Below are 14,300 nucleotides of genomic sequence, written 5' to 3'. Positions count from 1 at the left end.
CCTACTTTTCCAAGAACCTCAAAACTAAACCATATCCAAAGGGACGGTCATTTCAACGATTTGATCGCCCTTTTTCACGTCAATGATACTGACACCCTTTTGCGTCCGTTTGCAGCTGGGCGCATCTGAGACATGTACCAGGCGGCTGGCGGCATCCTTGAAGTGCACCACGCCGTTATGAGTCTTCAGCCCTATCATCATCCCGGCGACCTGCTCCTCATCCGGGAGCTTCCAGGCAATCACGCCCAGGCCATAACGTCCCTGGACCGGGAATTCATCCGGATCAATCCGTTTGCCATTACCGAGGTTGGAGACGAATAGGACATCGCCCTTACGGGAAGCGATCCCCGCCCCCACCACTTCATCCCCATCACGCAGCTTGATGCCGTTCACGCCAGCAGCCACCAGGCCCATTGATCGGACTTCCTCTTCTGAGAAGCGGATGCCCATGCCGCTCTTGGTGCCAATCAGGATGTCTTCATTTCCTTTGGTCAAGAACAGCGAAAGCAGTTCGTCACCGGCATTGACCTTGACCAGAGTGAAGAGATGTGCGGAAGGCCCAGGCAGCTCGCTCAGGAGAGATCGCTTCACCATCCCCTGTTGAGTGACACTAAAGATATAGCCATCCTCTTCGTTCTGTTCCGGTGGTATCGAAACCAACAGCTTGATTTTAGCCTTTGAGTCGAATGATGTGATTGAGGAAACTAAAACGCCTTTATCCAGGTCGTTGGCAATCGGCAAGGCGTGCACATGCAATGCCGCTGCCTCACCATTATCAGCAACGATGTAAACCGTTTGGTGAGTGGTTGTATGCAGCACCATCTTTGGCGCGCCGATGCCCCATTGGCGGAAGGATTTACCATCACTTGTGCGGGCAATCCGGTTATCCGGTGAAATAGCCACCCAAACCTGTTCCTCGGGCATCACATCGGATGTCGTCAGCAGGTTCACCGCCGTTTCACCCTCTTCCATCTGGATGATTTGCGTCCGCCTGGGGTCTGAGTATTTTTCCTTCACTTCTTTCAATTCATCGATGACCACACCCCGCATCTTCTTGGGCGATTTGAGCAGGTCCTTAAGCTCTTTAATCCGCTTGGTCACCTCTTTATATTCGTCCTCGATCTTCTTCCGTTCCAGGCCAGCCAGACGCCGGAGAGGCATATCCAGGATCGCCTGGGCCTGAATTTGGTCGAGGTTGAACTTCTTCATTAGGTTGGTCCGGGCGGTTTCCACCCGCTGCGAACGCCGGATCGTTTCAATCACTTCATCTAGATTCTCAAGCGCAATCAGATACGCTTTGAGAATATGCTGGCGCTCTTCAGCTTTTCGGAGTTCATGTTCACTTCGCCGTTTGATGACTTCCAGGCGGTGATCAGCATAAACTTTCAGGGCCTGTTTCAAGGTGAGTTTATGCGGCTCACCCTTCACCAATGCCAGCATGTTAATGCCAAAAGTTGACTGCATGTTGGTGCGCTTATATAAGGTCTTCAGCACCTCTTCGGGGTTAGCGGTCTTGGTCATCTCGATCACAATCCGCATCCCCTGGCGGTCCGATTCGTCCCGCAGGTCACTGACCCCATCCAACGTCCCATCCCGCACCAAATCCGCCACTTTCTCGATCAGTGAGGATTTGTTGGTCATATAGGGCAGTTCTGTCACAATGATCCGCTTGCGACCGCGGCTCATCTCTTCCAGCCTAACTCGAGCGCGGATCTTCACCCGCCCTTTGCCGCTGCCATAAGCCTGAGCCAGCGTTTCAGTCCGGTCATCGGTGATAATCAAGCCGCCGGTCGGGAAATCCGGGCCCTTGATGAAAGCCATCAGATCTTCCACACCAATCTCATCGATCTTGGACCAGTTTTCCAACATCATCACCAGAGCATCCACCACCTCGCCCAGGTTATGCGGCGGGATGTTGGTGGCCATGGCCACAGCGATACCTGAGGAACCATTTACTAATAAATTGGGGATAGAAGCAGGAAGGACGTCCGGCTCCGTCAAAGAGCCGTCAAAGTTTTCTGAGAAATCGACCGTCTCCATCCGCAACTGATTGAGGATATCCATGGAAACATCGGTCAGCCGGGCCTCAGTGTAACGCATAGCCGCCGGTGGGTCACCATCGACCGAGCCAAAGTTACCCTGACCCTCCACCAGCAGATATCTCTGGGAGAAGTCCTGCGCCAGCCGCGCCATGGTCTCGTAAACCGCCATATCGCCATGCGGGTGATATTTACCTAACACTTCACCGACGATCCTGGCAGATTTCTTATAAGAGGTATCCGGACGCAATCCCATGTCATACATGGCATAAAGAATACGGCGTTGAACAGGTTTCAACCCATCCCGCGCATCAGGCAGGGCCCGCGAAACGATTACGCTCATTGCGTAATCAAGATAGGACTGCTGCATTTCTTCGTTGATATTAATCGGTCGTACAGTTCCAGTTTCAGGGCTCATAGACACTCCTCCAGCCCTATCTTATACTCAACCAAGATGGGCGTCAAGAAAACCGGTAAGATAGAGAACATTTGTTTCATTGTAACATAAAATCCCGAGGGGCTACCTCGGGATCTTAAATTATTAGGTTGTAAAAGCGTTTACTCGATGATCTCTAATTCGTCTTCATCCTCATCATCATCAAGTTCATCTTCGAGTGCTTCTTCGTCATCGAGTTCTTCTTCCAATTCCTCGTCTTCAATCTCATCGAGATCATCAACCAGGAAATCATCCTCTGGGTCCTCATCAAAGAGGTCCAAAACCCGACCTTCCAAAGCCTCACCAGTGGGTTCTTCGCCAGGTGTCTCATCTGAGAACTGCCCCGGTTCAAAACCTGTACCGGCGGGGATCAGCTTACCGATCATGATGTTCTCTTTCAGGCCATAGAGCGGATCCGAACGGGAGGCCACCGCAGCGGCGGAGAGCACCTTGATGGTGTGCTGGAAGGATGAAGCGGAAAGGAACGAATCGGTTTCCAGAGCGGCCTTCGTCACACCCAGCAAAACTTCGATGTAACGAGCAGGTTTCTTGCCCTGGGCAACGAGTTCCTCATTCACACGGCGGATCTCCAGGCGGGCAGCCAGGTCCTGCGGCAGGTAGTGGGAATCACCCGGGCGGATGATCTGCACTTTACCCAGCATCTTGTGAATGATGACTTCGAAGTGTTTATCGTTGATGTTCTGACCCTGAGTCCGGTAAACCTGCTGGATCTCACGGAGCAGATATTGCTGACAAGCATCCCGGCCTTTGATGCGCAGGATGGTGTGCGGGTTCAGCGAACCTTCGGTCAGCGGTTGACCGGCTTCGATCTTTTCACCGTCCTGAACGATCAGGCGGGAGGTGGTCGGAATGTCATATTCCTCTGTTTCCTTGACCTCGTACGAAACGATCACTTTGCCGCTTTCAATACGGACACGACCGGCGTGCTGGGCTTTGATGACAGCGTCATCCTGAGTCGCCAGTTCGGCACCAGCTTCAACTTCGTCCTCTTCCTTGACGGAGACTTTCCAGCCCTTCGGGATTTCATATTCATCTGAGACCATTTCACTGTGGTCCAGGCGAACAACCCGTTGGTCGGTGTATTTTTCAGAGAAGATCACATGAGCTGTCCCGGCAATCCGGGAGATGATCGCTTCACCTTTCGGCGCCTTGCGAGCTTCGAACAACTCTTCAACACGGGGGAGACCGGTTGTGATGTCACCACCGGCGGCCACACCACCGGTATGGAACGTCCGCAGGGTCAGCTGCGTACCAGGCTCACCAATGGACTGAGCTGCCACAATACCCACTGTGGAACCAAGTTTGACCTTGTCACCACGGCCCAAATCCACGCCATAGCAGCTGGCGCAAATACCGTGAACCATTTCACAGGTCAGAGGTGAGCGCACTTTGATTTTCTGCACGCCAGCGTTGATGACCTTTTTAACATTCTCGTGGGTCAGGAGTTCATTCGCCTCAAAGATGATCTCACCTGTCTTGGGATCAATCACCCGCTCAGCCAAAACACGACCATAAATCCGCTCGGACAAGGATTGTCCGGCGACATCATCTTCTGCATTGATCCAAATACCATTGGTTGTGCCACAGTCTTCTTCATTGACAATCACATCCTGGGCCACATCGACCAAACGGCGGGTCAGGTAACCGGCATCCGCAGTACGGAGGGCGGTATCGGCCAAACCCTTGCGGGCACCGTGGGTGGAGATGAAGTACTCAAGAGCATTCAGACCTTCACGGAAGTTGGAGCGAATGGGCATCGGGATAATACGTCCGGCAGGGTCTGCCATCAAGCCACGCATACCAGCGAGCTGGGCAATGGAGTTGAAGCCACCTTTGCTGGCGCCGCAGTTAGCCATGGTCGCCAGGTCACCGGTCGGGTCAAGGGATTCCTTCACCTTAGAAGCCACCGCATTGGTGGTATTCTGCCAGATCTCGATCGTTTTCTCGTCGCGTTCCTGCTCGGTCAGCAAACCACGGCGGAAGTCTCGGGTGATCACATCAACATTGTTCAGGGCTTCCTGAATGATCTCCTGCTTTTGCGGAGGAACGGTGATGTCAGCAACCGCAATGGTGGACCCAGAACGGGTCGCATATTGGAAACCAACTTCTTTGATCCGGTCAGCGATAATACAGGTTTCTTCCTGACCGCAAACTTCGTAAGTTTCGGCGATCAAGTCTTTCACGCCGCCCTTATCCAGTTCGCCATTAAAGAAGCGCATCCGTTCAGTCAGCGCGTTGTTGAAGAGCACCCGCCCCACTGTGGTCTCAATGATACGCACCTCAGATTCAGGCAGTCGCTGGTTCATTTCGTCATACCAGGTTTCAGTCTGGATCTTGATCTGGGCGTGGATATCAATCTGGCCCATCTCATAAGCCATCTTGACTTCGTCAATATTGGAAAAGATACGACCATGGCCCTTGAATTCCTGATCAATGAACATAGTCAGGTAATAAACACCCAACACCATATCCTTGGAAGGGCTGATGATCGGTTCGCCGTTGGCAGGCTTCAAGAGGTTCTTGGTAGCCAACATCAACTCGCGGGCTTCCGTCACGGCTTTTTGTGAAAGCGGAACGTGGACAGCCATCTGGTCGCCATCGAAGTCAGCGTTGAAAGCGGTTGTGACCAGGGGGTGCAACTGAATGGCGCTGCCTTCCACCAGGATCGGCTCAAAAGCCTGGATACCCAAGCGGTGGAGGGTAGGAGCACGGTTCAACAGCACGGGACGGTCTTTGATCACCTCTTCCAGGGTCTCCCAAACCTCAGGACGGTTGCGCTCAATGAAGCGGCGAGCGCCTTTGATGTTCGCAGCATATTCCTGCGAAACCAGGCGGGAAATCACGAAGGGGCGATAGAGTTCCAATGCCATGGTCTTAGGCAGACCGCATTGGTGTAATTTCAGATAGGGGCCGACCACGATCACGGAACGACCGGAGTAGTCCACACGTTTACCCAACAGGTTCCGGCGGAAGCGGCCCTTCTTACCTTTGAGCATATCGCTCAGGGAGCGCAGTTCACGCCGCCCACGGCGGGAGAGTGCCTTACCGCGCTGGGAGTTGTCGATCAGTGAGTCAACAGCTTCCTGGAGCATACGCTTCTCATTCCGAACGATCACGTCCGGAGCGCCCAGTTCCAATAGCCTCTTAAGGCGGTTGTTGCGGTTGATCACACGGCGATAAAGGTCGTTCAGGTCGGACGTCGCAAAACGACCGCCATCCAACTGCACCATTGGGCGCAGGTCAGGAGGGATCACCGGCAGAACGGTCATAATCATCCATTCCGGCTTATTGTTGGAGCGGCGGAATGATTCGATGATGCTCAAACGGCGGGTAGCCTTTTTACGTTTTTGTTTACTGCGGGTGGTTCGGATTTCTTCCCAAAGTTCCTCGGACATCGCGTCCAGGTCAATCCGCTTGAGGATGTCATAGAAGGCTTCCGCACCCATGTCGGCTCGGAAAACCTGACCCCAGCGTGATTTCAAATCACGATAGCGAGATTCGCTTAGGAAGGTAAAGGGTTCCAACTCATAAAGTTCATCGCGCAAATTGGCCGACTCAGTCTGGGTTTCCTCAGCCTGATCTTCCAATGCGTTGCGCAGTTCTTCCATTTTCAATTCGGTGGTCGCTTTGACTTCTTCCTTGCGGATTTTGATCTTCTCAATTTCGCGGCCGCGTTCTTCCTTAAGATCGGATTCAAGGTCTTCCATCATTTCCTTGACGATCTTCTGGACTTCAATCAGATGAGCGGAGGTCACTTCATCGCCTGCTTCGACAATCAACGTCTCATTGTCGAAAGCGTTGAAGGTGATCGCCTTGCGGATCTTCTTACCCATCCGGGTCGAGATCTCGCTCTCCAGCCGCTGACCTTCTTTAATGACTGGGTCAATCCGGCTGCCGATTTGTTCGTCATAACTTTCTTCCATCGCCTGACGTTCTACATCCAGTGCTTTCAGGTCAATATCGCGTTTCTTCTTAACGTCAGCGATCTGATTGTTGATCTGCTCACCGAGTTCACGTTCGGAAAGGCTGATCTCATCCTCAAGTCGCTTGAGGGCCTTTTGGCGGGCATCCTCATCAACGTAAGTGACGATATATTGGGCGAAATAGAGCACACGGTCCAGGTTCCGGCGGGAGATGTTGAGCATCAAGCCCAGGAAAGAAGGGATCCGGCGGGTATACCAGATATGTGCAACGGGGGCGGCCAATTCGATATGGCCCATGCGTTCACGGCGGACAGCCGAACGAGTGACTTCCACACCGCACTTGTCACAAACAATACCCTTATAACGAGGGTTCTTATACTTACCACAATAACATTGATAATCACGGGTGGGGCCAAAAATGGCTTCGCAGAACAATCCGTCCTTCTCTGGACGAAGACGCCGATAGTTAATGGTCTCAGGTTTCAAGACTTCGCCATACGACCAGCTACGAATAACCTCAGGAGAGGCAAGTCCGATTCGTAGCGCTTTTAATCCCTTTGTTTCCACTAGGAGCCTCCTATAAAGAAATGGAAATCGAGTCGTGCATTAATGCGTTAACGCGAGAAAAACCTAGAGAAACTGGATTTTTCTCAGGTGTTTTCAATTGGGGAAGGTTTTCCTTTTCGATGCATGCAAACGGTAATTATAACAAATTAATATATAGTTTGTCAACCAACTTGAAGCATCAATTCTACCATGTCGCCCCCTGATTGTCCAGTCAATCGCTCTTTTTGGACTGTTTTAGTGGAATCTGCAGGTAGAAACTGCTTCCTCGACCCAATTTGCTCTCAAACCACACCTTTCCCCCGTGCCGTTCAGCAATGGATTTGACAATCGCCAGGCCCAGGCCGCTCCCCGACCGCTCTTCCACGCCCACCTTGCTCTCAGCGTGATAAAAACGCTTGAAGATCTTGCGCTGATCCAACGGCGCAATCCCGGGGCCAAAATCCTCTACTGTGAGCACCACTGCCTCTCCCTGTTTCTGCGCTTTCAAGTTGATCCGGCCTTTATTGGATGAATATTTGATTGCATTATCAACCAGGTTCTTCAAAGCCTGAACCAGGAAAGCCGCATCAGCCTCCACCATCATCGGTTCATCGGGCAAGCTGACATCCAGCTCTATGTTTTTATTCTTGGCCTGTGAATCCATCGTCTCCACCACCCGGCGCACAATGTCTTCAACGGGAATCGTTTTAATCTCAAGCGCGTCGTTGGAATCCAATCGTCCCAGGTCCAGCAGGTTTTGCACCAGTGAGCGCATCTCGTCCAGGCCGGTGATGATGTTATTCAGGTAAGTCTCCTGCTGGTCATTGAGGTTACCTGCCAGCCGCAGGATCTTGGCATAGCCTTCCATCAACGTCAGCGGGGAGCGCAATTCATGTGAAACGGTTGTGACGAATTCAGTCTTGGTCGCGTCCTGCGCCTTGAAGGCCGTAACATCCTTGAAGATGGCAATCATCCCAAGAGTCCGCTCATCCACTTTTAAGGGCTCCACCAGGAGGAGATAGGCTTTTCCATCCAAGGTTCGAACCTCACGGGTCAGCGATTCACCAAAGGGCACATCAGAAACAGCTGAGAAAGCGCCCTCCCCCAACGCCCTTGCCAGAGAGACGCCCAGGGCAGCCTCTTCGGCCAATTCATGCAGTAGTCCCGCTGCGGGGTTGGCAAAGGTGATGATCCCATTCGGGTCCGTAACCAGAACGGCGTCATCCAGCGCATCGAGTACGGCTTCCAGCTGTTTACGTTGAGTCAGCGAATCATCGAAAGCTTTATGGTTCACAATTGCCGTGGCGGCCTTTTGTGAGAGGTCAATAAAGTACGAGAGTTCTTCTTCACCGAGTTCCGCTTGCCGGTCAGATGCCAGCCAGAGCGTACCCAGCAATTTGTTCTTCCAGCGCAACGGCAGAGAAACCAATAAAGCCGGTGAGGTCATCTCTTTGGTGATGTGGAAATTCCGGCTGACCTGCGCACCCCGCATCACCCACTGCCCCCTCACTCGGGTGACCGTCAGAATATCCTCATCCAACGGTGCTAACATACGGGCATCCTTGCCCATACCAAATTTCTGGTCGGGTGAGACCTGGCTGGAAGGCTGCGCTTCATTCAGCAGCACGATCCGCGCCGATGAGATGCCATGTTCCAGTGCGGCCACCAATATCACCTGGAGTGAATCTTTCAGCTTAAGTTGCCCAGTGATCCGTTCACTGACATTCAGCAGGTCCGATTGGCTCTGCAGCCGGGACTTTACGCTGGAGGTCATCTGGGTGAATCGTTTCGCCAGCGGTTTGAGGCCGGAGGAATAATGGTAATTTGGATCGGATAACGAGAGGTCGCCCAAAATGATCTTGGCCGCTTCATCCGCCAATTGTTCGGCGTCCTTGCTCAGTTGACCGAACATCAAGACTGCAATGCCGGCCTCTAGAACGATCAGCGCAAAGCCGGCCAGGACCAGCGGCGTCACTTCCTGCACAGCCTGAAGCTGGATAAGTTTGTTCGGGATGGATGCGATCACCGCCCAGCCGTTATTTCCCAGCGGCTGGAAATATTCCGAATGATGCGCGCCAGCGGCATCAACTGTTTCAAAATAAGTCGCAGTCAGGAAAGTCGAGCCGGCATAAGCTGCCGCTTCTTCATTTGGGACAGATGAATAAATGATCTGCCCAGTGCCGTTCACAACCAGCACCTCGCCTCCCGCTGCCAGTAAGCTATCTACTGAAGTAGTAATCTGCTGGAATGATTCAGAAGCGGCTAAATCGATCCGCCCCCAAAGTACACACAGGATCTTGCCCTCAGCGTTTGTCTTTGGGGCAAAGAAAACCAGGTTATTGCCAGCCTGTTCCGGCGACACAACATTTCCAGCCAAGATTTGAGTAATGGCGTTTTGTTCATCGTTAGTTGGGAAGGCTTCGTCATCTTCCAACAGTGGATACACAGCCAAAAGGGTACCATCCGAGCCAGCCAGGGCAACCTGGTCAAAGCCGGATAAGCCCGCCCACTGAGCCTCCAGTGCAAGTTGCGCATCCTCAGTGTTCAACTGAGCGGCATTCAGACCAGCGGCTGCCTGTTGAACCGCATTCTCGCCCTCGGTCAGCATCTCTGTCATGCCCTCGCCCAATGACTGTGCAGCGGTGGTCATTTCCTCCACGACGGACCGATGGGCAAATTCTCGGGCGGATTTCCACTGACCAACCACGGTAGCCGCCAATAAGACAATTGCCAATGGCAGGGCAATCAACACATAACGGAGTCCTAAATTCTGCTTAGTTGATCCCTTTTCCGCCGCTTCCGCCGAACCAACCCAGCGCTCACCGGTCACCAACTTCACCACCAGGCAGCCCGCCCCCCCCAATAGCGCCATCCCAATCAGTGACAAATACACCGGTAGGAACTGGGTGAGAGAAGAAACCATACTGGCGGCAAGGTCACCCTCAGAACCGAGGAACAAGCCCAGGAAAGTGAGCGGAAATAATACCGCCCCAGCTGCCAAGGCAGCGACCGGCGGAACACGTAATATACGGAATAGGAAACCTTGGTGTTTTTGCCGGATGGCCAGCATGAAAACCACCGCAATGGTCATAAAGAACAGCGGGGTAAATATCGAGTGGGTATCCAAATAGGCCAGCAGTACACCGGATAGCCCGGCCAGCAGAACGCTGGGGACCATGCCCAACAATCCCCCAGCCGCCATCCAGGGCAATGCTGCCAAGAACATCAAATGAGGTGCGCCTACACTGCCTTCGGTTTGAATGGGGACGCCCAGGAAAGGTGTGAAGATTAGAAGCAGGACGCTCAATAACGCCAGCCAGGCCAGCGACGCCCGATCCAGCTCAAACTGGCGGTCACGATTGCGCACAGCAATGCCAACCAACGCCACCAACCAAACCAGCCAACCAACCAATGAAATGACCGATTGGGGGATTTGAATGGAATATTCTGGCAAGAGCGGCGCGATAAATTCAGGCATTTTTCAGTCTATTGAACTTGGATAATTCATTATAGCATTAGAGCGACTCTATTCGAGACGCGATTTTATAGAAATATTCACCCCCAATAACACCAAGATGCGATTATGGTCGCTTGGCGTCCTTATCAAAGCCTTTCCAGGCCATTTGATCCAGTGGGGGTCGGAAATTCGCTTCCGGCAAGGATTTCACCTTCTCTAAGGCTTCTGCTTCCATCTGTCCAGCCTTTTCAAAGCATGCTGTGGTATATGCCAATTTTTCGGCAGGGCTGGCGGCGGAAAAATCAGGTAAATCCTTCATAAATTTCGTTTCCAGTTCAGCTTGCTCAGGTTTGAGCACATTGATCCGGATCGCATAATCCCGCAGGATCTCACGGTGGAGGTTCTCATGCTGCCACCACAGGGTCTTTTCGTCATAAGTCTCAGTCGGCGATGGCCCCAGATCAGGCAGGCCGCCCTCAAACCAGACAGGCTTAAAAACCGAAGTGCAGGGAGCAGACGTCCCCGTGACCCAGTGAGTATCACCATCTTTGGTCAAGTGGGAGATCATTGATCCCGTGGTTTGGCTGATGCGAATCGGGCCAAAACTGGCATGCATACAAACCTCCGCACCGGTGATCCCCTTACCTGGCCGCCAATCCTCGTCGGTGTCTGGACCGTGGTCCCGCAATAAGCGCATCGCAAAGGGCAAATCCACCTTGCCAACATTCGCCTGGAGGCTATCCCGGGTCTGGCAGAAACGGTGCCTGCCGGCCGCAAAGGTTGAATAAAGGAAATCACTGTAGCAAGCGCCGAAGTCGAAACCCTCTTCGTCCTTACACCAGCCCTTGGAAACCGCAAACGAGACCAGGTCATCCGAGGCCCTGTCCCAATGATTGCCAATGGTGATGATGTTGGAAATTGACCGCACATCCGTCACCCGTTCCGCCGCCCAGTGCTTGCCCGCTGTCTCAAAGACCCAGGCTGTGTCGTGGTCGGCGATCAGGCAGCTGTTATGGTAATAGATCGGATGTAATTGGCCATGATTGCCACCCTGGCCATATTTTTCTAAGAGCTCAATCATCACTTCCAGGGCCTCATCGGCAGTGGCGGCGCGTTCAAGTGCCAGCCGGAGGAAATCCATGCCGATCAGGCCGGGCTCCTTGTCATAAGGCACCTTGGTGAAGACGGCTTCATTGCCAATCACCACGCCATGTTCGTTTGCGCCCATCTCCGCGCCCCAAATCCAAAAAGGCTTAGAGAGCAGCACGGCGTTAGTTTCCCTAACTTGTGGAATCGAAATATAAGTGCACTGCACTTCCGATCCTTCGGGATGCGCCGCATGAGGGATCAGGATAAGTTCCTGTGCCTCATTCGGATCACGATCACTGTTCTTGCCAAAGATAACCGAACCGTCAGCCGTCGCTTTTTTCAGGGCAACAAATGTATCACACATGGTCCACCAATTCCTTTGCCTTCGCCAGAACATCCTCGATTCCCAGATGATCTGCATTGATAATGACAGCATCCTCAGCAGGTTTGAGGGGAGCGATTTTACGCCCGGAATCAATCCGGTCACGGTTCTTCAAGGAGTTGAGCACGATATCAAAATCAGCGTCCTCACCACGGGCCAATAATTCCTGATAGCGCCTTTCAGCGCGGACTTCTACGGAAGCGTCCAGATAGATCTTCAGGTCAGCATCGGGCATCACCACCGTGCCGATATCCCGGCCAACCATCACCACTTGGTGCTCATGAGCAATTCGGCGCTGCTGCTCGGTCATCGCATCCCGAACGGCTGCATATGTCGAAACGGGACTGACCGCGGCATTGACCTCTTCCTTGCGGATCGCCCAGGTCACATCGGCGTCATCCAGGACAACATCATAGGCGCGGCCGTCATCCACGCTGGGTGGGCGGACATCAATCCGCACCTGGTTCGCCAACAGCCCGATTCCGTCCTCATCATCAATTGCCAGCCCGTGCAGAAGTGCGGCCAACGTCAAAGCCCGGTACATCACACCGGTATCAAAATAGAGATATCCCAGTTCTTCTGCCAGAAGGCAGCCCAGGGTGGATTTGCCGGAGCCAGCCGGACCATCAATTGCAATTGTGTTCGGTCGTACCATGCGATATATTATTCCTTTAATTTGAGAACTGGGCATCGGGCATCAAATCCGTCCGAACCCAAATAATGACATTTTCAGTAATGACCGGGGCATCTCGCGTCAGCAGCCAGCCGACATAATCAAAGGCGCGCATCCCGGACCAAACCGCGTTGCTCTCCCAGACGAGGTCCTGCCCGCGATAGCCGCCAGAGATCTCCGGGATTTCCTGGTCAGATGTGATCAAAATTCCCGGCTCCGATTGCGGTACGGCATAGGAAACAAATTCAACCTTGGGATCATCCCGTAACAACCAGCGCAGACTTGGCCGGTCCACATCGGAAACAACAATCTCCACAGCACCTTTGCCGCTGGCGTTCCAGTCCACGATGTCATCAATCGTATCCCGCAGCCAGATGGTCGTCACCTGCGGTTCGTCCGGATACCAGAGTTCCCAGGAGCGTTCCGGGGCCAACCCAGTGGATTTGACGCTGAGGGCCAACAGCCCCACCACGAAGACGATGGTTAATCCCATCAGCAATCCCGGCACGGCAACTTCCTGTGACCAGCCAAAGCTGACCATCAGGACAATCGCCACCAGCAAAACTGTTCCTCCAAGTAATGCTAGGAGGTTATACACCCGTAATTCCTGCGCCAGATAAGGATTGATCATCTTGCGGAAGACAAACAGCATAAAGGCAAAAACCGCCACAATCAAAATGGTCGTTAAAGCAGAAATGCCGCGGTATTCCTCAGGCATCTGCCAGGCGAAGAACATCGTGCGGACAGTCAGCAGCCATAAGGGCGCGGTCACCCAGACGATGTCCGCTGCCGAACCCGCCGGGTAGAGCAGAATGAACACCAGACCAAATAGCCACCAGATCAGCAGGAAGATACCCAGCCGGTCCCGGACCAAAATCGCACGCACACTGCCCCAAAGCCCAATGATCAGCGCTTCCACCGTATAGGCCACCAGCGCCAGTGGAATTTGGAACAGATCAGTCGCCCGGTGGGCGGCAAAGCCTTTAACAAATTCCACCAAACCCGCAAAGACACCGCTCAGGTTGGCCGGGGCCAGGGTGAATCCCGTCCCAACCACCAAGAGGATCGCGCCAAATCCCGCACCTGCGCTCAGCCAGAATGCCTTGCGGTCTTCAACTTCCAAAGGACCCATCAGGGATTCATTTGAGAATATCACTTTGAATATTAAAACACTGATGCCCAGGATGACCAGCCCCAACCAGAAACTCGGGCCGCTCATCAATGCCAGGGCAAAAGCACCCCCGGTCAGGATCGGCTTCCGCTTGAAATAAAGCCCCAATGCGAGCATGAGGAAGACAAAGGCCATCATCGGTGAACCGATGATCCGGGAGAGGCCAACCATCTCCGGTGAAATGACCAGGACACCTGCCAGCAAGACAGCAGGCCAGTGACCAATCCGCTCTCGGAACAGCCAGGGCACAAAGACCACCAATGATCCTGCCAGCGCAAACCATAACCGGGCCAGGAAATTCCCCGAAGAAAAGAGGAAAAAATCAAATCCGGTCAGACCCACATAAGCGGCAAATGAACCAAAAACAGTCGCCTCAGGCCTTGCCACGGCCAAGGCCTGCAATGCCAGCGAGGCCTCCTGGTTTCCCAGGGGCAGCATGCCTAAGCGGATCAACCGCAGGGCAAGCGCCACGGTAAAAGCCGCGAAAAGGATCCATATCGCCAGGTTCTTATTCTTTAAAGTCTTCATCTTAGCTGCTATTATACTTGTCAATCTCTCCGCCA

General features: G+C 53.2%; 6 protein-coding genes. All 6 read right to left on the bottom strand.

All coding sequences use genetic code 11. The features are described 5' to 3' along the window. Positions 1 to 24: 24 nt before the first annotated feature. The 6 genes from gyrA to JR338_01240 all read right to left on the bottom strand — a co-directional run bounded on the left by gyrA (position 25) and on the right by JR338_01240 (position 14,265). Positions 25 to 2,457 carry a DNA gyrase subunit A gene (gene gyrA, locus JR338_01265; protein ID QRN83415.1) on the bottom strand — a complete coding sequence of 811 codons (2,433 nt, stop codon included), beginning with the start codon at positions 2,455 to 2,457 and terminating at the stop codon, positions 25 to 27. A 140-nt stretch (positions 2,458 to 2,597) separates the two neighbouring features. Further along, positions 2,598 to 6,986 carry a DNA-directed RNA polymerase subunit beta' gene (gene rpoC / locus JR338_01260; GenBank protein QRN83414.1) on the bottom strand — a complete coding sequence of 1,463 codons (4,389 nt, stop codon included), beginning with the start codon at positions 6,984 to 6,986 and terminating at the stop codon, positions 2,598 to 2,600. Between the two features lie 211 nt (positions 6,987 to 7,197). Further along, entirely contained in the window at positions 7,198 to 10,443 is a 3,246-nt protein-coding gene (locus JR338_01255) for a PAS domain-containing protein (GenBank protein ID QRN83413.1), read from the bottom strand. Positions 10,444 to 10,546: 103 nt separating this feature from the next. Then, positions 10,547 to 11,875, bottom strand: a complete 1,329-nt coding sequence (locus JR338_01250; protein QRN83412.1) for a C69 family dipeptidase — start codon at positions 11,873 to 11,875, stop codon at positions 10,547 to 10,549. Continuing rightward, a complete protein-coding gene (locus JR338_01245) occupies positions 11,868 to 12,548 on the bottom strand; it encodes a (d)CMP kinase (GenBank protein QRN83411.1) in 681 nt (226 codons plus the stop codon). The genes JR338_01250 and JR338_01245 overlap by 8 nt, the downstream gene beginning before the upstream one ends. 16 nt (positions 12,549 to 12,564) lie before the next feature. Continuing rightward, positions 12,565 to 14,265, bottom strand: a complete 1,701-nt coding sequence (locus JR338_01240; GenBank protein ID QRN83410.1) for a hypothetical protein — start codon at positions 14,263 to 14,265, stop codon at positions 12,565 to 12,567. Positions 14,266 to 14,300 lie beyond the last annotated feature (35 nt).

The sequence above is a fragment of the Chloroflexota bacterium genome (genome assembly GCA_016887485.1).
Lineage (GTDB): Bacteria > Chloroflexota > Anaerolineae > Anaerolineales > Anaerolineaceae > Brevifilum.
Note: the sequence above shows the minus strand (reverse complement) of the source record. Positions and strands in the feature narration are given on the sequence as shown.

Coding starts and splice junctions, on each gene's coding strand:
- JR338_01250 (QRN83412.1), bottom strand. CDS start 11,875: ATGTGTGATACATTTGTTGCCCTGAAAAAAGCGACGGCTGACGGTTCG.
- JR338_01240 (QRN83410.1), bottom strand. CDS start 14,265: ATGAAGACTTTAAAGAATAAGAACCTGGCGATATGGATCCTTTTCGCG.
- JR338_01245 (QRN83411.1), bottom strand. CDS start 12,548: ATGGTACGACCGAACACAATTGCAATTGATGGTCCGGCTGGCTCCGGC.
- JR338_01255 (QRN83413.1), bottom strand. CDS start 10,443: ATGCCTGAATTTATCGCGCCGCTCTTGCCAGAATATTCCATTCAAATC.
- gyrA (QRN83415.1), bottom strand. CDS start 2,457: ATGAGCCCTGAAACTGGAACTGTACGACCGATTAATATCAACGAAGAA.